This window comes from Clostridium lentum (genome assembly GCF_014287815.1).
Classification (GTDB): Bacteria; Bacillota; Clostridia; order Clostridiales; family Clostridiaceae; genus Clostridium; species Clostridium lentum.
The window spans coordinates 68,522-85,977 of sequence record NZ_JACOOQ010000002.1; the positions used below are offsets into that span (position 1 = coordinate 68,522).

Genomic DNA, 17,456 nt, shown 5'->3' on the forward strand with positions numbered 1-17,456 from the left:
ACAATTTAGGAGGATTAAAAATGGAAGAAAAATTAATAATGGAAGAAAGAATAGATGATCATGATTATGCTTTAGAACATGTTCATCAGAAAGATAAAAAGGGATTCTTTTCAATGTTTGTAGTAATGCTTGGTTTTACATTCTTCTCAGCAAGTATGTTGACAGGAGGAAACTTAGGGACAGGTTTACCTTTAAAAGATTTCTTTATAGCAGTAGTTATAGGTAATTTAATATTGGCATGTTACACAGGAGCACTGGCATATATAGGGGCAGATACAGGACTTTCAATGCATTTGCTTGCTAGATATTCTTTTGGAGAAAAGGGATCATATGTAGCATCATTTATAACTAGTATAACTCAAATAGGTTGGTTTGGAGTAGGTATAGCAATGTTTGCAATACCAGTGGCAAATAGATTTAATATAAATTTATATCTTTTAGTAGCAATTACAGGTATATTAATGACGGCAACAGCTTACTTTGGAATGAAGTCACTAACAATATTAAGTGCTATAGCTGTTCCAGCAATAGCAGTATTAGGTAGTACATCAGTAGCAATGGCAACAAGTTCAGTAGGTGGAGTTCAAGGATTAATGAACATAGAACCAACTACTAAAATGGCATTAGTAACGGCGGTAACTTTATGTGTAGGTTCATTTATAAGTGGAGGAACAGCAACACCAGACTTTGCTAGATTCTCAAAAAATAAAAAAGTTGCAGTATCAACTACAGTTGTAGCATTCTTTATAGGAAATTCATTGATGTTCTTATTTGGAGCTGTAGGAGCAATGGTTACAGGAAATTCTGATATAGCAGATGTAATGTTCTCTCAAGGATTAGTAATACCTGCAATATTGGTTTTAGGATTAAATATATGGACAACTAATGATAATGCTTTATATACATCAGCATTAGGACTTTCAAATATAACAAAGCTTCCTAAAAAGAAATTAGTAATAGCATGTGGATTAATTGGAACAGTAGGCTCAATATGGCTAAATAATAATTTTACAGCATTCTTAACTTTTCTAAATTCAATGCTTCCTCCAGTAGGTGGAATAATAATAGCAGATTACTTCTTTGTAAAGAAAAGAAAATATGATACTATGGATAATACAAAATTTAAAAATATAAATTGGATTGCAATAGTAGCATTTTTAGTAGGATTTATAGTGGCTAATGTTGTGTCGGTAGGAGTTATAGCATTAAATGCAATAGTAACAACAATTTTAGTTTATGTAATAGGAACAAAAATAACTAACAGATAAGGTGATAATATTATGTTAATTAAGAAAGTAAGACTTTTAGATAGAGATGGATTATTTGATATAAGAATAACAGATGGAAAATTTGAAGCAATAGCTGAAGAAATTCAAGCTAAGGAAGGTGAAGAAATTATAGAAGGAAATGGAGCATTAGCTTCAGCTCCTTTTATAGAACCACATATTCATTTAGATACTACATTAACAGCTGGAGAGCCAGAGTGGAATAAAAGTGGTACGCTTTTTGAAGGAATTGAAAGATGGTCTCAAAGAAAAGAGTTTTTAACAAAAGAAGATGTTAAAAATAGAGCTAAAAAAGCTATTGAATGGCAAGTTGCAAATGGAATTCAATTTATTAGAACTCATGTGGATGTGACTGATGAGAGTTTAGTTGCATTAAAAGCAATGGTAGAAGTAAGAGAAGAAGTTAAGGATTATGTTACTTTACAAATAGTTGCTTTCCCACAAGAAGGAATTCTTTCATATCCTAATGGGTTAGAATTAGTTGAAGAGGCTATAAAATTAGGAGCAGATGTTATTGGAGCTATACCACACTTTGAGTTTACAAGAGAATATGGGGTAGAATCTATAAATAAGATTTTTGAATTAGCTAAAAAGTATGATGTATTAGTGGATGTTCATTGTGATGAAATAGATGATGAGCAATCAAGATTTTTAGAAGTTGTAGCAACAAGAGCTTTAGAAAGTGGTTTAAAGAATAAAGTAACAGCAAGCCATACTACTGCTATGGGTTCATATAACAATGCATATACATATAAACTTTTTAGATTATTAAAGATGTCAGGAATAAACTTTGTGTCTAATCCTTTAGTAAATACACATTTACAAGGAAGATTTGATACATATCCAAAGAGAAGAGGAATAACAAGAGTTAAAGAATTAAATGAAGCAGGAATTAATGTATGCTTTGGTCATGATGATATATTTGATCCATGGTATCCAATGGGAACAGGAAATATGTTAGAAGTAGTTCATTTTGGTTTACATGTATGTCAGATGATGGGTTATGATGATATAAATGAATCATTAAAATTTATCTCAACTAATAGTGCAAGAACATTAAATATAGAAGATAAATATGGAATTGAAATAGGCAAGCCAGGGAATTTAATATTACTAAATGCTGAAAGCGGATATGATGCCGTTAGAAGAAGAGCGGAAGTTTTATATTCTATAAGAGAAGGAAGAGTAATTGCTAAAACTATACCAAGCAAGTCCTATATAAATATGAATGAAGAAAAAGAAGTGACATTTAAAAGATAGTGGAGAATGTTTTTAAAAAGAGTTAGTGCTCATAGCTAGCTCTTTTTTGCTAGAGGAAAATTACCAGATGGCTGATGGAAGAGCAAGGTAAGTAATAGAATTAAATTTTTTATAGCATAATATAAAAAACTTATATGGAGCAAAAATATGATAAGTAGAGAAGAATATGTCATGCAGTCACTGGAACTACATCTTTTTTGGGGAAGGATAATGAAAGAGCACTTATTGTTTTTAGAAGCTGGATTTGCAGGAAAGAATACCAGGTTAATTAAGGAAGCAGAAAATTATAAAGTTAGTTTTGAAAAGTTTTTATTAGAAGTAGTAAAGCTTGCCAATGGTATTGTTAGGGAAAGTATAATAGATTCAGGAGAGATTTTCACAGAATATACTTTAGAAGCTGAAAAGAAAACAAAGTATTATACAGGCTTAGAGATTAATTGCAAGATAACTTTAATGGAAAGTCATCTTCAATGTAAAAATAAGAAAATAGCTGATGTGAAGACTTCAGATTGTGTAAAGAATTTAAATTGCAGGGCTATAAAGATGCTAGACAAGTTAATATGCTTTAAAGAGAAGGTTTTAGAAGAAGTGATTAGCTGTAAGCTATTTACTTCTAATTACCCTATGATGCTTGAACATATAATAGAAGAGGCTAAAAAGTACCAGCAGAATATAAAAGATCTTGAAAATAATATTGATATAGAGCAATATAAAATTAAAAAAGTAGAGAGATTTTGGAATGAAATCTTCATGGAGCATGCCATGTTTATTAGAGGGATGCTTGATCCAAGTGAAGAAAAGCTCATAAATTCTGCTGATAAGTTTGCTAAGAAATTTAAAGAGTTAATGAAAAAAACATCTGATATTAATGAAGCTACCAGTACCACTATTGTAAGTGATACATTGATTGAGACAGCCAAATTAATTGATTTTAAGAAGGCAGCCACCAAGGGCATATTAGGATGTGAGATAAAGTCAATAATCCTACCACTTCTTTCAGACCATGTGCTAAGGGAAGCAAATCATTATTTAAGGATTTTAGAAGCTTATGAAGAATAAAGCTTTAAATAATGTAGCAGAAGAGCAGGTTTTTTACCTGCTCTTATTGATTTTAAATTATATATAAACCTAAATCTTATAATCATATAATAATCACAAGTATAAAAAATAGATTTCCTTTTTATTATATGATAACATAATAAATATATTTATATTATTTGAAAATTTATTAAGAGAATATATGGTTAATATAAAAATGAAGATAATTGGAGGTACATAGTGGGTAAAAGAAAGTGTAAACAATGTGGAGAGGAATTTACACTGACAGATTCAGAAATAAAATTTTATAATGATAAGGGTCTTAATCTGCCAAAGAGATGTAGTGAATGTAGAAAGAAAAATAAGAATATAAATAATAATGAAAAAGAGAGTATAAAAGAGACTAATATCCAAAGGATTAACAGTAAGAATAAAAGTAAAAAATTTAGAAATATTATTATAGTGGCAGTAGTACTTCTTTTATCATTTATAGGTAAGGTATTTAATATAAATTTTGATGCCTTAAACATAGGAAGTGTGCTACAAAGCCAAAAAGCAGATGGTGTTTTAGAATTCCGTAATGATAATTTATGGGAGGAGCATTTCTTAAAGCATGGTGGTGAATTTGGTTATACAACAAAAGAAGATTATTTAGAGGGGGCTAATGAAGTAGTAACTTCAGCTTCTTCTAAACATAAGCAGGAAGCAGAAGACGGAGATGATATATATTATGATGCAGAGAATAATGAAATTGTCTTTGTATCAAAAGATGGATATATAAGAACATATTTTAAGCCATCTGATGGAATTGAATATTATAATAGACAATAGAAATAAAGAGGTGGAATTTTAGCTTAAGGGGAAAGTTTAATATGGGGGTAAATCTTGTAAAACATAATATATTAAAAGCATTGATATTTTTTGCCATACCAATTTTGATTTCTAATATATTTCAGTTATAATATTTGATATTCTTATTATTATCATATTTTGAAATATATAACATAAAAACTAGCTATCTGTGATAGCTAGTTTGTTTTATTTACAATTTGGATTTTTATGAGAGAGATTCTCTTGTACGTGCATTAGTGTTTCACCAAATCTTTGATAATGAACTACTTCTCTTTCTCTTAAGAATCCCAGAATTTTTTTGATTTCGTAATCATCTGTTAAATTTAAAAGCCATTCATATGTTGCTCGAGCTTTTTGTTCTGCAGCTAAATTTTCATGTAAATCAGCTATTACATCACCTTTAGATTGAAAAAAGGTAGCACTCCAAGGATTACCTGTAGCATCTGTAGGATACACACCTTTACCATGATCTGCATAATGGCCAGCAAGACCTGCTTTTTTTATTTCATCTATTGTAGAGTTTTCCATTATTTGATGAACCATTGTGGCAATTATTTCAACGTGGGCCATTTCTTCTGTGCCAATATCATTTAGCATACCTTTAGATTTATTGGTAGGCATAGAAAATCTTTGGCTTAAATATCTTAGAGCTGCTGATAGTTCGCCATCAGGGCCACCAAATTGAGTAATAAGAAGTTTTGCCATACTTAAATCTGAACATTTTAAATTAACAGGATATTGAAGAGTTTTTACATAGCACCACATATATTATTCACCATCCTTACATTTTTCCCATGGCCAAGGGGTATCTATCCAAGCTTTAGGATTTTGCATATAAGCTAATCCGAAATTAATTAAAGGACCATATTGTTGTTCGTATTCATAAATTGCTTTTTTTAATTTTGAAGACATTATTTCATAATCTTCAGTGGATTTTTCGCAACATGGGAAACTGTCAGTATAAAGATTTAAATCAACACAATAAAATAACATTTTTCTAATATTATTTAATAAATCTTCTCTATCCATCATTTAACCCCCTTAACATATTTTACATCGCAATAAGGGCTATAAAGATCTTTAAAAATAGTGCCAGCATAAAAAGCATCACTTAAATTAAATAAATGTTCATAAGGCTGTAAAGTAATATAAGGTTTTGCATATATATTGGGAGCAAATACTTTATAAGATTCATAACAATTTACTTTTGGATTACAGGCTGTGTTACAAGAAGCATCACAAGGATCATTCATACAATCATTACATTTTATACAATCGTCTTTTCTATAAAAGTACATGATATATATCCTTTCATTAATAAATATTGTACAAGATAATATTATGCAATAAAAAGAGAAAAAGTGTTAAAAAATAAAAAGTAGATAAATAAATGTCGATATAATAAGAGTGTTTTTAGTTATGGGAAAATAATGAAATATAAACTTTCCCTTTAAGAAAGAATCTTTAGGATAGTTATAGAAATAAGAATAATAAAGTATTAAAATAGTAATATAATTTTATTTAGAAAGAGAGGGCATAAGGTGTATAAAGATAAAATTGAAGAATATTTCAATATCCATAAGGATGAAATGATTAATGATATATTTAAGCTTATAAAAATAAGGAGTGATAAAGGTGAAGCTAAAGATGGGATGCCTTTTGGTGAAGGACCTGCTAAGGTTTTAGAAGAAGCATTAAGTATGGCAGCTTCTATGGGATTTGTCACTAAAAATTATGAAAATTATGTAGGAGCAGTAGACTTTAATGAAAAAGAAAAGGCATTAGATATTTTAGCACACTTAGATGTAGTACCAGTAAGTGATGAATGGACAGTGACAAAGCCCTTTGAACCTATAATAAAGGATGGAAGGCTTTATGGAAGAGGAGCTTCTGACGATAAGGGACCAGCGGTAACAGCTTTATATGCCATGAAGGCGGTAAAAGATTTAAATATTCCATTAAATAAGAATGTGAGGCTTATTCTTGGAACTGATGAAGAGTGTGGAAGTTCAGATATAAAGTACTATTATAATAGAGAAGAAGAAGCACCTATGACTTTTTCGCCAGATGCAGATTTTCCTCTTATAAATGTTGAAAAGGGAAGTTTTAAGCCAGAATTTAGAGCAGAATTTGAAGAAGATAAAAAGCTTCCAAGGATAGTTTCTGTAAATTCAGGGGTAAAGGTGAATGTTATTCCAGACAGAGCTTCTGCAGTGATAGAAGGTATAAGTTACAATGAGCTTTTAGGCTATTGTGAAAGAAAATTTTTACCTTTAGGTATAACATATAAAATTACAGAAGAAGATAATAAATGTGTAATTAATATAAGAGGTACAGGAGCACATGCAGCTTATCCTGAAAGTGGTAATAATGCACTTACTGCTATGCTTGAATTATTATGTGAAATGCCTTTTGCAGAAAGTGAAGGATTTAAAAGGTTATGTGCTGTAAATAAATTATTCCCACATGGAGACTATAAAGGAAAAGCTATAGGAGTGAATATCAGTGATGAAGTATCAGGAGAACTTACTTTATCATTTACTATCTTTGAATATAATATGACTTCCTTAAAAGGAACTTTTGATTGTAGAGCACCACTTTGTGCTACTAACGAAAATTTAAGAGATGTTGTGGCAAAGAATTTAAAGGATAATGGTATCATTTTAGAACCATGTGAAGTTTTACCAGGACATCATGTTGATGAAAATTCAGAATTTGTTCAAACACTTTTAAGTTGTTATGAAAAATATAGCGGTCAAAAGGGAGAGTGTCTTGCCATTGGAGGAGGCACATATGTCCATAACTTAAAAAATGGTGTGGCATTTGGATGTACAATGCCAGGAACTGATAATAATATGCATGGTGATGATGAATTTGCCGTAGTAGATGAATTAATTTTAAGTGCCAAGATATTTACTGAAGCAATAATTCAACTTTGCAGCTAGAATATAGTTAAGGAGAGATTGATTATGAAAGCATATGAAAGATTATTAAAATACGTTAAGGTTTATACTATGTCTGATCCAAAATCTGAAATTGTACCATCAACAATGAGACAATTTGATTTAGCTCATATGTTGGTGGAAGAAATGAAAGCATTAGGATTAAAAGATGTAAGAGTTGATGATAAGTGCTATGTATATGGATATATTCCAGCAACTGAAGGATATGAAGATAGAAAATCTATAGGGCTTATAGCACACCTTGATACTGCACCAGCAGCTCCAGGAGAAAATGTAAATCCACAAATAGTAGAAAATTATAACGGTGAAGATATTACTTTATTAAATGGCACTGTTATATCAGTTAGTAAATTTCCGCATTTAAAAGAATTAAAGGGAAGAACACTTATAACAACAGATGGAAATACACTTTTAGGGGCAGATGATAAGGCTGGTATAGCAGAAATACTTACAGCTTGTGAAAGAATAATTAATGAAAATATACCTCATGGAAAGATATGTGTAGGCTTTACGCCAGATGAGGAAGTTGGTAGAGGTGCTGCTCATTTTGATGTAAAGAACTTTGGAGCAGACTTTGCTTATACAATAGATGGAGGTATGGAAGGTGAGATTTCTTATGAGAACTTTAATGCCTCTGCAGCAGAAATAGAAATACATGGTGTTTCTGTGCATCCTGGAAGTGCAAAAAATACCATGATTAATGCTGTGAATGTAGGTATAGAGTTAAATGGAATGCTTCCAGAAGGTGAAAAACCTGAACATACTGAAGGTTATGAAGGATTTTATTATTTAGAAAGTTTCAGCGGCAATACAGATTATGCTAAGATGAGTTATATCTTAAGAGACCATGATAATAACAAATTAGAGGCTAAAAAAGCAACTTTATTATTAGCTGAAAAATTACTAAATGAAAAATATGGAGAAGGTACAGTAAAAATTACTATATCAGATCAATATAAGAATATGGCAGAACATGTTAAGCCATGTATGCATTTAATAGATAATGCTATAGCTGCCATGAAGGCTTTAAATGTAACGCCAATAATTGAGCCAATAAGAGGTGGTACTGATGGAGCTACATTAAGCTATATGGGATTACCTTGTCCTAACTTAGGTACAGGTGGATTTGCTTATCATGGTGAGTATGAACATATAACTGTTGAAGGCATGGATATATGTACAGATATAATAGTAGAAATCTTAAAAAATTACGCTAAATAGTTATGAATTAAGCCAAATTTAAATGGCTGCAGTAGAGGAGATATTGCAGCCATTTTCAGGAGGCTTTTTTTATAAGAAATCTAAAGATAAAGTAGGTGGGAGAATGAAGGTGGATTTTGCAAAGTTAAAAGGAAAAGTCATTACCAAAGATGATTTTGCTTATGAAGAAGAAAGGCAAGGCTGGAATAGAGGAGTAGAAAAATATCCGCTAGCAATAGTTTTTTGTAAAAATGAGGATGAAATAATAGAGGCTATGGCCTTTGCAGCAAGAGAAAAATTACCTTTTAGGATAAGAAGCGGAAGACATCATTATGAGGGATTTTCCAATGGTAATGATATCTTAGTAATAGATATAAGCTTAATGAATAAAATATACATAAATGAAGAAGAAAGAACAGTTACCATAGAAGGTGGAGTAAGAAATAGAGAACTTTATGAAGCTGTTTGTGGTGCCGGCTATCCATTTCCAGGAGGAGGATGTCCAACAGTCGGGGTAGTTGGTTTTACCTTAGGTGGAGGTTGGGGATATTCTAGTAGGCTTTTAGGATTAGGGATTGATAGCCTTTTACAAGTGGAGCTCATTAATTATAAAGGAGAAAAAATATTAGCTGATAAAAAGGTTAATAGTGATTTGTTCTGGGCACTTAGAGGATGTGGTGGAGGGAATTTTGGTATTGTTACTGCTATGAAATTTAAACTTCCTCATAAAATTAATAAGGCTACCTTGATAAATATAGATTATCCTAATTTAACTATTGATGAAAAGGTTCTAATATTTAAGCTTTGGCAAAAGGAATTTAAGAGCTTAGATATAAGGCTTAATTTAAAAACTGCCATATATAATTCCATGCATAAAGGTACTGGGATAAAAATTACAGGGCTGTTTTATGGTAATGAAAAAGAGACTATGGAAGCTTTAAAACCATTTAAAGATATAGGAATAAATAGTGATTTTAATCTGGAATATATTACTGTTCTTGAAGCCAATAGAAAAATTCAAGATAGTCATCCAGAGTATGAAAAATATAAGTCATCTGGAAGATTTGTATATGATGATTATAGTGAAGAGGAAATAATTAAGATGGTGGATGTTATTTCAGATATACCTAAGTCAGCTGAATATGCAGCATTGTCTTTTTATGGGCTAGGAGGAGTAATAAAAGAAATACCTAAAGAGAATACTAGTTTTTACTATAGAGATGCTGAAGCAATAATGGGCTTCCAAGTATTATGGGAAGAGCAAAAGTATGCTCCAGAAAATAAAAAATGGATGTTGGAAAAGTTTAGGCTATTAAAGACGATGACTAAAGGTTCATTTATTAATTTCCCTTTAAAGGAATTAGATAGTTATGAAGATGAATATTATGGTCCGTTTAAAGAAAAATTAAGAAAAATCAAAGAGAAATATGATCCATATAACTTTTTTGATTTTGAACAGTCCATAAGGTTATAAAAAGAAAAGGGGATAAAAGTTCTTAATGAATTTTATCCCTGGTTTTTATGAAAAAATTATTTGACAATGCATTCTTTATGACCACATGTGTCACATTTGTAATAATTTTTACCATATTGCTTATTATCATATGCATAATTGAAATCCTTCATTGTATCGCCACAAATTGGACAAATCAATGAAGCATTAGAGCTTTTTTTTTCAATTTTCATCTTTAATTACCTCTTTTTATTTTTATGTATAATATTTTAGTTGAAATGAACAGTAAAATAAATAAAAAAATTAGGTAATAAATGATATTTATAAAAATATAGATAGTTTTTACAAAAAGTAATACAATATTTTTAAAAGCAAAAAAGAAAGGGGTCAAAAATATGATTTTTGAAACAAATATAAGTGATTACTATAAAGTTGTACAGTCTAGTGATGAATGTTGCTATAAATACATATTAGGCAAGTTACAGGAAGCCAAAGAAATTTACATAATGGCTTTTGGCAAGAGTCAGAGAAATATTCAGCTTATGGATTCATTAAAGTCTTTAAAGGGGAAAATAACAGTAATATCTGATATTGATACTATAAAAGGTGAAAATATAAAAAGAATCAATAAAATAAATAGTAGCTTTAATTTAGATAAAAATAGTAAAATAATAATGACAGAAAGGGCTGCTTTTATAGGAGCTGAATCAGGAAATTTTAGTACAGGTTTTTTAACTATAGATAGTGATATAGTTGATGAATTAAGAGATAATTTATTTACGGAAGGAGATTCAGCATATAAAGGTTATGAGTTTACTAAGATAGAAATAATATTTATGAGCTATTACTCAAAGATTAATAGGATAATTGAAGATATAATAAGTGGGGCATTCAAAGAAGATGAAAAAGGAAATGGATTCTATAATAGCAATGATGCGTATATAAAAAGTGATGATATAAAATGGATTAATAAGACTATAGATGAATTTAATATCACTCTTGCCAATATAAAAGAAGGTGAATTAAAGAGAGCTTTAGAAGATACTTTTGATAAGGAAAATATAAGAGCTTTAAAGAATATATGTGTAGTTGATAGTGAGATGATGAAGCTTGCAAATTTAGGGTTAGATGATATTGAAAAAAGAAAAGAATTTTCTTTAAAAGCAGAAAAGGATATAACAGAATTATATGATAAGTTATCTATATTTAATGAGGAATTATATGGAGTAGTTGAACAAATGATAGATATAAAAACTAAACAATAATTATATATTTAAAAATATATTTTGGGGAGGAGTATAAATTGAGTAAAATAGCAATAATATCTGATATTCACGGAAATATGCCAGCTTTAGAAGCTGTATTTGATGATATAAAGAAAAATGATATAGATAAGATAATATGTCTAGGGGACTTAGTTGGTAAGGGCCCAAGCTGTAAAAGAGTTATAGATTTTTGTAGATATAAATGTGATATTGTAGTGGCTGGAAATTGGGATAAGTTTCTTTCTCATAAAATGGAGGAAAGAAATAAATGGTATTTAGATAGGATAGGTGATGAGAGACTACAATACTTAAGAGGTTTACCAGAATCTGTAGGATTTTATTTAAGTGGAAGATTTGTTAGGTTATTTCATGCTCATAGTGAAGATGTATATTTAAGAATGTATCCTAATCTTGAAATTGAGGAAAAGTTAAAAATGTTTGATATTCCTAAAATCAGCAGGCTAGATAATGAGGGGATTAAATCTGATATTGTTGGATATGGAGATATTCATGGTGCGTTTATTGACTATCTTGAGGATGGAAAGATATTGTTTAATGTAGGGAGTGTAGGATGTCCTTATGATAATATACCAATGGCTTCTTATGTAATACTTGAAGGGGAATATGGCTTTAAGGAGAAGGCTTCTTTTGGAGTAAACTTCAGAAGGGTAAAATATGATAATGAGAAAGTAATAGCAGAAGCAATAGAAAAGCAAATACCAGATTTAGATATTTTCATAAAAGAAATTAGAAGTGGAAAATTTTTGAGATTGTAATTATCTTTATGATTTATATTATTTAACTTTGGTAATAATAATTAGTAAAATAATAATCTTACAAAAGGAGTTAAATTTATGAAATCAGGGGTAATTGAATATATAAAAAATAATGCTTATATAGAGGAATTATTTTTAGATTTTATTAATGAATTTAAAGAACAGTATGATCTTCTAAAAAACAAAGAAAAGAAAGAATTATTAAAAATAAAGGATGAAATTTTTAGAAACTGGCTCTTTTCTTCTATGATAAATGAAACATATATAACTCCAAATTATTTAATTAATAATATAGTTCAACAAAGGTTTCCAGGCAATTATGTAATTTTACCTGTATTACTTTATGATTTAAAGGATAATAGCTTAAATCTTCATGTAGAATTTCAATATTGTAGTTTAGAGGAACATCCTATTATTAATGATATAGATATGTTGATGAATGTAGCTAATCCTTCAATAATATTTCAAAATCAATGTGAAAAAATTTTAACTATTAGTGATAGTGTAGTTAAAAAGTTTACCATTCAAAGTTTGTATTATGTAAATTATCTAGTTCAATTATGTCAGGAACTAAATATTATTGAAGAAATAAGAGCAATAAACTGTAAATGTTTTCAAGTGAGTGGAAGCTATATAGATTTTAAGATGTTGTCGAATAAGGAGAAATTAAATAGGATTTTCCAAGCAACCATTAACATAACCATGAGAAATATAAATAATATTAATAATGTTCAAAAGAAAGCAACAAGAAAGCAGATAATAGAATTTTTAAATAATGACATAAAAGAAGAGGATTTTAATAGGTTTATAGATGAATTATTACCTTTTGCCAATAATTTTATTGAAAATATAGACCAACTTACAGAAGATAAGAATATTTTAGAAACTATAAAGTTTGCACAGGTACTTATGGGTGATAATGTAGGTGCTTTTATAATGGGTACAGAAATAAGAGTGTATTTTGATATTTATTTTACTACAGTATTTTCATATTATTTAGGATTGTTAGCACCAACATATTTAGGAACATTTTTAATTGAAGAAATAATATGCGGTCTTAAGGAAAGTAATGATTTTTTTGAAAAAGCTGCCAATGTTTTTAATGATGAAATAGGTCATAACTTAACTAAGTTAGGTTTAGAACTATTAAAGATGTATGGTGAAAAGATAAAAGAAAATAAAGAATCTAACTTCCATATGAATAATGTGGAAAAATTTGTGAAGCAAGCAAAACACGAAAAAAGAGATGTACTTGAAAAGTATAAAGAATGTAAGGAGTTATATGGCAAAGATGAAAATATAATTCATAAATTTATGAACATAATTAATGATAAGGAAGATGAACTATATTATTTTGCAGAAGAACATATTAATAAATTTGCCAAGTATCTTATTGAAGAAAAGAGACTTAAGGAAAAAACAGCTCTTTTATATTGTAGAAATATAGAGTTGTTTATATGTGATTTTTTATGTTATGAAAGTGAAGAAGAACTTAAGAAAATTGATAATATGATGGTTGATAGGTATTTAGGAGAATGGTTTATTTCTACTTGTGCCACCAGTGTAAGTAGCATAAAAGCACAAATTTATGCTCTTAGTCATTATTTTAATTTTTTATATGATGAAGGTTTTATAAGTAATTTGCAAAAAAATAAAATAAAGGAAACTATGAAGAATAAAGATAAATATATTCTCAAATATATGGAATATTTAGGATAGTTAAAAGGAGCTGTAAACAAAGCTCCTTTATTTTTAAAAGTATTGCCAGAAATAAATTAAATTTTGCTTTTATAAATATATTTAGATAATATATAAATATATTAAGATAAACTAAGAGGAATGACAGAAGTAATGATTGATAGAGTAGATTCTAGAAATTTTAATTATGATGAAGGCAGAAAAACATTAGAGAATGAAGTTGTGGTTTTTACCGGAAGAGGTTTTACAGTAAGGTGGGAGTTAGCTCAATTTGCAAGAAACTGCAGAGCAAAAGTTGAAAGTACTGTTACTAGTAGAACAACTCTATTAATTGTTGGAGAGAAGCCTGGCGGAAAGCTTATAAAAGCAAAAAAAATGGGATGTAAAATAATAAGTTGTGATGATTTTTATAATATATTAATGGGAAAAGATGAAGAAAATGATATTAAAGAAATTGAATTAAGCTTAGATATATTAAATATATAGCAGGAGCTTATGAATATTGAAAGAGATGGTGATGTTCACCAATAATTATAGAGTTGCTTTTATGAAATAAATTAAGTAAAATAATTTAAGTTAGTGAATTAAAGGATTTTTAAGATAAAAAGTTAAACATAAGTTAAATATGAGGTGATAGTATGAGCGGTATAGCAGGACAAGGATGCCCAAGAATAGTACCAGAAGAGGAAAAGAAGACTCTTGAAGAAATTGAAAGAAGTCTTGTAAAGAAATATAGAAAACCTATATGGTCTAAATTTATTAAAGCAATAAAAGAGTATAAGTTAGTGGAGGAAGGAGACAAAATAGCAGTAGCTATTTCTGGAGGAAAAGATTCGCTTCTTATGGCAAAGTTATTCCAAGAACTTCAAAAGCATGGACAAACAAAATTTGAACTAGAGTTCATAGCTATGGATCCAGGATATCATCCTCAAATAAGAGAACTATTAGAGGAAAACTGCCAACACTTAAATATTCCTGTACATATATATGAATCAAGAATTTTTGAAATTATTGATGAAAAGGCAAAAGATTATCCTTGTTATTTATGTGCAAGAATGAGAAGAGGGTCATTATATAATAAGGCAAGAGAACTTGGATGTAACAAGTTAGCTCTTGGACATCATTATAATGATGTAATAGAAACTACTATGCTAAATGTTTTATATGCAGGTAATTTCAAAACCATGCTACCAAAACTTCAAGCAGATAATTTTGAAGGAATAGAACTTATAAGACCACTTTATCTTGTGGAAGAAGAGTATATAAAGAGATTTATCAGATATACAGGTCTTTGGCCATTAAACTGTGCATGCATGGTTGCAGCAGAGAAGATTGGTAATAAGAGACATGAAATAAAGGATATGATAGCTGAATTAAAGAAGAATTTTAAAGATGTAGATAAATCAATATTTAAGTCAGCAACAAATGTAAATATGAATTCAATTTTAGGATGGGAAAAGGATGGAGAGAAATATTCATTCTTAGATCCAGAAAATCCTTTAGAATAAAAATATCCATAATATCAATACTATTATTGGAGGTGGTATTATGGCAAAGAAAGATCAAAGAGCAAGTTGGGAACATGAGCGTTATAAAGGGCATAAAAAAAATGATGCTGCTAGAGTACCAGAAGTTAATTCAGTAGGTAAGGAAAAATAAAATGAAGCTAAGCTTAGTAATTCTAGTATAATGGTGGAAGCTGCCTTTTTTGGCAGCTTTTATTAATATATAATTAGATATAGGAGGAAAAATTTATGAGTAGTTTATTAGATATGGATTCTAATATATTAGTTAGTATTGTAAATATGAAGTTAAGAGATTTTTATGATAGTTTAGACCAGTATTGTGAGGATGCAGATATAGATAAAGATGAATTGATTAAGAAGCTATCAAAAGTAGGATATGAATATAATACTCAATTAAATCAATTTAAATAATTTACTCTATAAGAATAAAAGAGTATAATTGTGAAAGAGTATTTAATATTATATAGGTGAGGTGAAACATAAAATGAAATTAAAAAAAAGTTTGAAACTGGCGGCTTTAGTTGCAGCATCAACAGCCTTAGTAAAAATAATATTAGATGATAAAAAGAGAGTTTCAAAAGAAGAGGATAATTAGATAAATACCTAATAAAAAGGCGAACTTCGTCTTTTTCTTTTGTAAAAAAATAAAGGAGGAGCTTATGAAAAAAACTGTTGATTTGGTGAAAGGTGATATATTTAAAACATTATTAACACTATCAATACCAATCTTAGGTACATCTTTTATTCAAATGGCGTACAGCTTAGTGGATATGATGTGGATTGGTAAGGTTGGAAGTGCAGCAGTTGCAGCAGTAGGTACTGCAAGCTTTTTTACTTGGTTTGGCAATTCTTTAGTTATGATTACAAAAACTGGAGCACAAGTAGGGGTTTCTCAAGCTATAGGAAAAAAAGATGAGAATAAGAAGGACATATATATACATACAAGTATTTTTATGTGTAGTATAATTGCAATAGCATATACAGCATTTTTACTTATTTTTAAGGATGTATTAATTGAATTTTTTAAATTAGGAGATAAAGAAATAATATCTATGGCAACAAGCTATTTGGTAATTGTATCATTAGGGATGATTTGTGCTTTTTTGAATCCTCAATTTACAGGGATAATAACTGCTTCAGGTAATAGCAAACTTCCCTTTAAAGTAAATACAATAGGCTTAATTATAAATATAGTATTAGATCCTGTGATGATATTTGGTATTGGTCCTTTTAAGGCAATGGGAGTAAAAGGTGCAGCATTTGCAACAGTATTGTCACAAGTTATGGTAACATTAATATTTATTTATGTATTTTATAAAATGGGTTATAGGATAAATAGAAAGAGCTTTAAATATTTAGAAAAAAATAGTGCTAAAGAAATTATTAAGTGGGGAACTCCTTCAGCAACACAAAATTGCTTATTTTCATTTTTTGCAATGCTAATAGGCAGAATAATTGCAGAATGGGGAGCAACACCTATAGCAGTACAGAAGGTAGGTTCACAAATAGAATCAATTTCATGGATGACAGCAGATGGTTTTTCAGCTGCTTTAACAGCTTTTGTAGGACAAAATTATGGAGCAGGTCAATATGAAAGAGTAAAAGAAGGTTACAAGAAAACATTAATGCTATCATCTATTCTTGGAATATTTGCTACTGGATTGTTGATATTTGGTGGTGAATGGTTATTCTCCTTATTTATAAATGAACCTGAAGTAATAAAGCAGGGAGCAGATTATTTAAGGATACTAGGATATTCACAGGTATTTATGTGTTTAGAAATAACTACTACTGGAGCATTCTTTGGCGTTGGAAAAACTATGATTCCATCTGTTATAAGTACAATTTTTACAGGATTAAGAGTGCCAGCAGCCTTAATTCTTGCAAGTAGCTTAGCTTTAGGTGTAGATGGAGTCTGGTGGAGTATAAGTCTTTCTAGTGTGGTGAAAGGAATACTTTTAGTTATAGCCTTTTATTTCATGGTACTAAAGTCCTTTAAGAAATTAAACAGTGAATGTAGCTGCGTTAATTCAATTAGTTAAATTGTCACAATTTAGTTAATAATGAATTAATGATGAATTAATAATGAAACTTAAAAAGTTTCTGATAAATAATATTTTCTAAACTCTATTTAAGAAA

Annotated in this window: 18 protein-coding genes; 14 read left to right on the top strand and 4 right to left on the bottom strand. The window is 29.3% G+C overall.

Features of this window, described 5'->3' with window-relative positions:
- Nucleotides 1-20 precede the first annotated feature (20 nt).
- The 4 genes from codB (at nucleotide 21) to H8R92_RS13565 (ending at nucleotide 4,415) form a co-directional block, all read left to right on the top strand.
- The gene (gene codB / locus H8R92_RS01845; protein ID WP_022167509.1) at nucleotides 21-1,268 is read left to right on the top strand and encodes a cytosine permease; all 1,248 of its coding nucleotides are present in this window, start codon (nucleotides 21-23) and stop codon (nucleotides 1,266-1,268) included.
- Nucleotides 1,269-1,280: 12 nt separating this feature from the next.
- Nucleotides 1,281-2,546 carry a cytosine deaminase gene (locus H8R92_RS01850; RefSeq protein ID WP_022213118.1) on the top strand — a complete coding sequence of 422 codons (1,266 nt, stop codon included), beginning with the start codon at nucleotides 1,281-1,283 and terminating at the stop codon, nucleotides 2,544-2,546.
- A 147-nt stretch (nucleotides 2,547-2,693) separates the two neighbouring features.
- Nucleotides 2,694-3,605, top strand: coding sequence for a DUF2935 domain-containing protein (locus H8R92_RS01855; protein ID WP_022167511.1), 912 nt, complete (start codon nucleotides 2,694-2,696; stop codon nucleotides 3,603-3,605).
- Nucleotides 3,606-3,824: 219 nt separating this feature from the next.
- The gene (locus H8R92_RS13565) at nucleotides 3,825-4,415 is read left to right on the top strand and encodes a zinc-ribbon domain containing protein (protein ID WP_022213116.1); all 591 of its coding nucleotides are present in this window, start codon (nucleotides 3,825-3,827) and stop codon (nucleotides 4,413-4,415) included.
- A 207-nt stretch (nucleotides 4,416-4,622) separates the two neighbouring features.
- Here H8R92_RS13565 and H8R92_RS01865 read toward each other — a convergent pair whose 3' ends face one another.
- From H8R92_RS01865 to H8R92_RS01875, 3 genes are read right to left on the bottom strand one after another with little or no spacing between them, the layout of a single operon-like run.
- Nucleotides 4,623-5,201 carry a manganese catalase family protein gene (locus H8R92_RS01865; RefSeq protein ID WP_022213115.1) on the bottom strand — a complete coding sequence of 193 codons (579 nt, stop codon included), beginning with the start codon at nucleotides 5,199-5,201 and terminating at the stop codon, nucleotides 4,623-4,625.
- A 3-nt stretch (nucleotides 5,202-5,204) separates the two neighbouring features.
- Nucleotides 5,205-5,468, bottom strand: a complete 264-nt coding sequence (locus H8R92_RS01870; RefSeq protein WP_330606852.1) for a spore coat protein CotJB — start codon at nucleotides 5,466-5,468, stop codon at nucleotides 5,205-5,207.
- Nucleotides 5,465-5,734, bottom strand: a complete 270-nt coding sequence (locus H8R92_RS01875; RefSeq protein ID WP_022213113.1) for a spore coat associated protein CotJA — start codon at nucleotides 5,732-5,734, stop codon at nucleotides 5,465-5,467. Before H8R92_RS01875 ends, H8R92_RS01870 begins: the two co-directional genes overlap by 4 nt.
- A 243-nt stretch (nucleotides 5,735-5,977) precedes the next feature.
- Here H8R92_RS01875 and pepV point away from each other — a divergent pair, with 243 nt between their 5' ends.
- The 3 genes from pepV (at nucleotide 5,978) to H8R92_RS01890 (ending at nucleotide 10,073) form a co-directional block, all read left to right on the top strand.
- Nucleotides 5,978-7,381, top strand: coding sequence for a dipeptidase PepV (gene pepV / locus H8R92_RS01880; RefSeq protein WP_186834551.1), 1,404 nt, complete (start codon nucleotides 5,978-5,980; stop codon nucleotides 7,379-7,381).
- A gap of 24 nt (nucleotides 7,382-7,405) precedes the next feature.
- Complete coding sequence (pepT, locus tag H8R92_RS01885; RefSeq protein ID WP_186834552.1) at nucleotides 7,406-8,620, top strand: peptidase T; 1,215 nt, start codon at nucleotides 7,406-7,408, stop codon at nucleotides 8,618-8,620.
- Nucleotides 8,621-8,723: 103 nt separating this feature from the next.
- The gene (locus H8R92_RS01890; protein WP_186834620.1) at nucleotides 8,724-10,073 is read left to right on the top strand and encodes an FAD-binding oxidoreductase; all 1,350 of its coding nucleotides are present in this window, start codon (nucleotides 8,724-8,726) and stop codon (nucleotides 10,071-10,073) included.
- Between the two features lie 56 nt (nucleotides 10,074-10,129).
- Here H8R92_RS01890 and H8R92_RS01895 read toward each other — a convergent pair whose 3' ends face one another.
- Nucleotides 10,130-10,285: a hypothetical protein gene (locus H8R92_RS01895; protein WP_022213109.1), complete on the bottom strand. Its 156-nt coding sequence runs from the start codon at nucleotides 10,283-10,285 to the stop codon at nucleotides 10,130-10,132.
- 162 nt (nucleotides 10,286-10,447) lie between these two features.
- On the opposite strand from H8R92_RS01895, the gene H8R92_RS01900 reads away from it, so the two are divergent.
- From H8R92_RS01900 to H8R92_RS01930, 7 genes are all read left to right on the top strand, one after another.
- Nucleotides 10,448-11,317, top strand: a complete 870-nt coding sequence (locus H8R92_RS01900; protein ID WP_022213108.1) for a hypothetical protein — start codon at nucleotides 10,448-10,450, stop codon at nucleotides 11,315-11,317.
- A gap of 38 nt (nucleotides 11,318-11,355) precedes the next feature.
- A complete protein-coding gene (locus tag H8R92_RS01905; RefSeq protein ID WP_022213107.1) occupies nucleotides 11,356-12,093 on the top strand; it encodes a metallophosphoesterase family protein in 738 nt (245 codons plus the stop codon).
- 78 nt (nucleotides 12,094-12,171) lie between these two features.
- The gene (locus H8R92_RS01910; protein WP_186834553.1) at nucleotides 12,172-13,812 is read left to right on the top strand and encodes a site-specific integrase; all 1,641 of its coding nucleotides are present in this window, start codon (nucleotides 12,172-12,174) and stop codon (nucleotides 13,810-13,812) included.
- A gap of 120 nt (nucleotides 13,813-13,932) precedes the next feature.
- Complete coding sequence (locus H8R92_RS01915; protein WP_186834554.1) at nucleotides 13,933-14,277, top strand: BRCT domain-containing protein; 345 nt, start codon at nucleotides 13,933-13,935, stop codon at nucleotides 14,275-14,277.
- 152 nt (nucleotides 14,278-14,429) lie between these two features.
- On the top strand, nucleotides 14,430-15,299 hold the full coding sequence (locus H8R92_RS01920) for a tRNA 2-thiocytidine biosynthesis TtcA family protein (RefSeq protein WP_186834555.1): 870 nt from the start codon (nucleotides 14,430-14,432) through the stop codon (nucleotides 15,297-15,299).
- A gap of 246 nt (nucleotides 15,300-15,545) precedes the next feature.
- Entirely contained in the window at nucleotides 15,546-15,728 is a 183-nt protein-coding gene (locus H8R92_RS01925) for a DUF4250 domain-containing protein (protein WP_022213102.1), read from the top strand.
- Nucleotides 15,729-15,976: 248 nt separating this feature from the next.
- Nucleotides 15,977-17,359, top strand: coding sequence for an MATE family efflux transporter (locus H8R92_RS01930; protein ID WP_186834556.1), 1,383 nt, complete (start codon nucleotides 15,977-15,979; stop codon nucleotides 17,357-17,359).
- Nucleotides 17,360-17,456: the final 97 nt, after the last annotated feature.

Coding starts and splice junctions, on each gene's coding strand:
- H8R92_RS01895 (WP_022213109.1), bottom strand. CDS start 10,285: ATGAAAATTGAAAAAAAAAGCTCTAATGCTTCATTGATTTGTCCAATT.
- H8R92_RS01930 (WP_186834556.1), top strand. CDS start 15,977: ATGAAAAAAACTGTTGATTTGGTGAAAGGTGATATATTTAAAACATTA.
- H8R92_RS01850 (WP_022213118.1), top strand. CDS start 1,281: ATGTTAATTAAGAAAGTAAGACTTTTAGATAGAGATGGATTATTTGAT.
- pepT (WP_186834552.1), top strand. CDS start 7,406: ATGAAAGCATATGAAAGATTATTAAAATACGTTAAGGTTTATACTATG.
- H8R92_RS01910 (WP_186834553.1), top strand. CDS start 12,172: ATGAAATCAGGGGTAATTGAATATATAAAAAATAATGCTTATATAGAG.
- H8R92_RS01855 (WP_022167511.1), top strand. CDS start 2,694: ATGATAAGTAGAGAAGAATATGTCATGCAGTCACTGGAACTACATCTT.
- H8R92_RS01890 (WP_186834620.1), top strand. CDS start 8,724: ATGAAGGTGGATTTTGCAAAGTTAAAAGGAAAAGTCATTACCAAAGAT.
- H8R92_RS01870 (WP_330606852.1), bottom strand. CDS start 5,468: ATGATGGATAGAGAAGATTTATTAAATAATATTAGAAAAATGTTATTT.
- H8R92_RS01865 (WP_022213115.1), bottom strand. CDS start 5,201: ATGTGGTGCTATGTAAAAACTCTTCAATATCCTGTTAATTTAAAATGT.
- H8R92_RS01900 (WP_022213108.1), top strand. CDS start 10,448: ATGATTTTTGAAACAAATATAAGTGATTACTATAAAGTTGTACAGTCT.
- H8R92_RS01875 (WP_022213113.1), bottom strand. CDS start 5,734: ATGTACTTTTATAGAAAAGACGATTGTATAAAATGTAATGATTGTATG.
- H8R92_RS01920 (WP_186834555.1), top strand. CDS start 14,430: ATGAGCGGTATAGCAGGACAAGGATGCCCAAGAATAGTACCAGAAGAG.
- codB (WP_022167509.1), top strand. CDS start 21: ATGGAAGAAAAATTAATAATGGAAGAAAGAATAGATGATCATGATTAT.
- H8R92_RS01925 (WP_022213102.1), top strand. CDS start 15,546: ATGAGTAGTTTATTAGATATGGATTCTAATATATTAGTTAGTATTGTA.
- H8R92_RS01915 (WP_186834554.1), top strand. CDS start 13,933: ATGACAGAAGTAATGATTGATAGAGTAGATTCTAGAAATTTTAATTAT.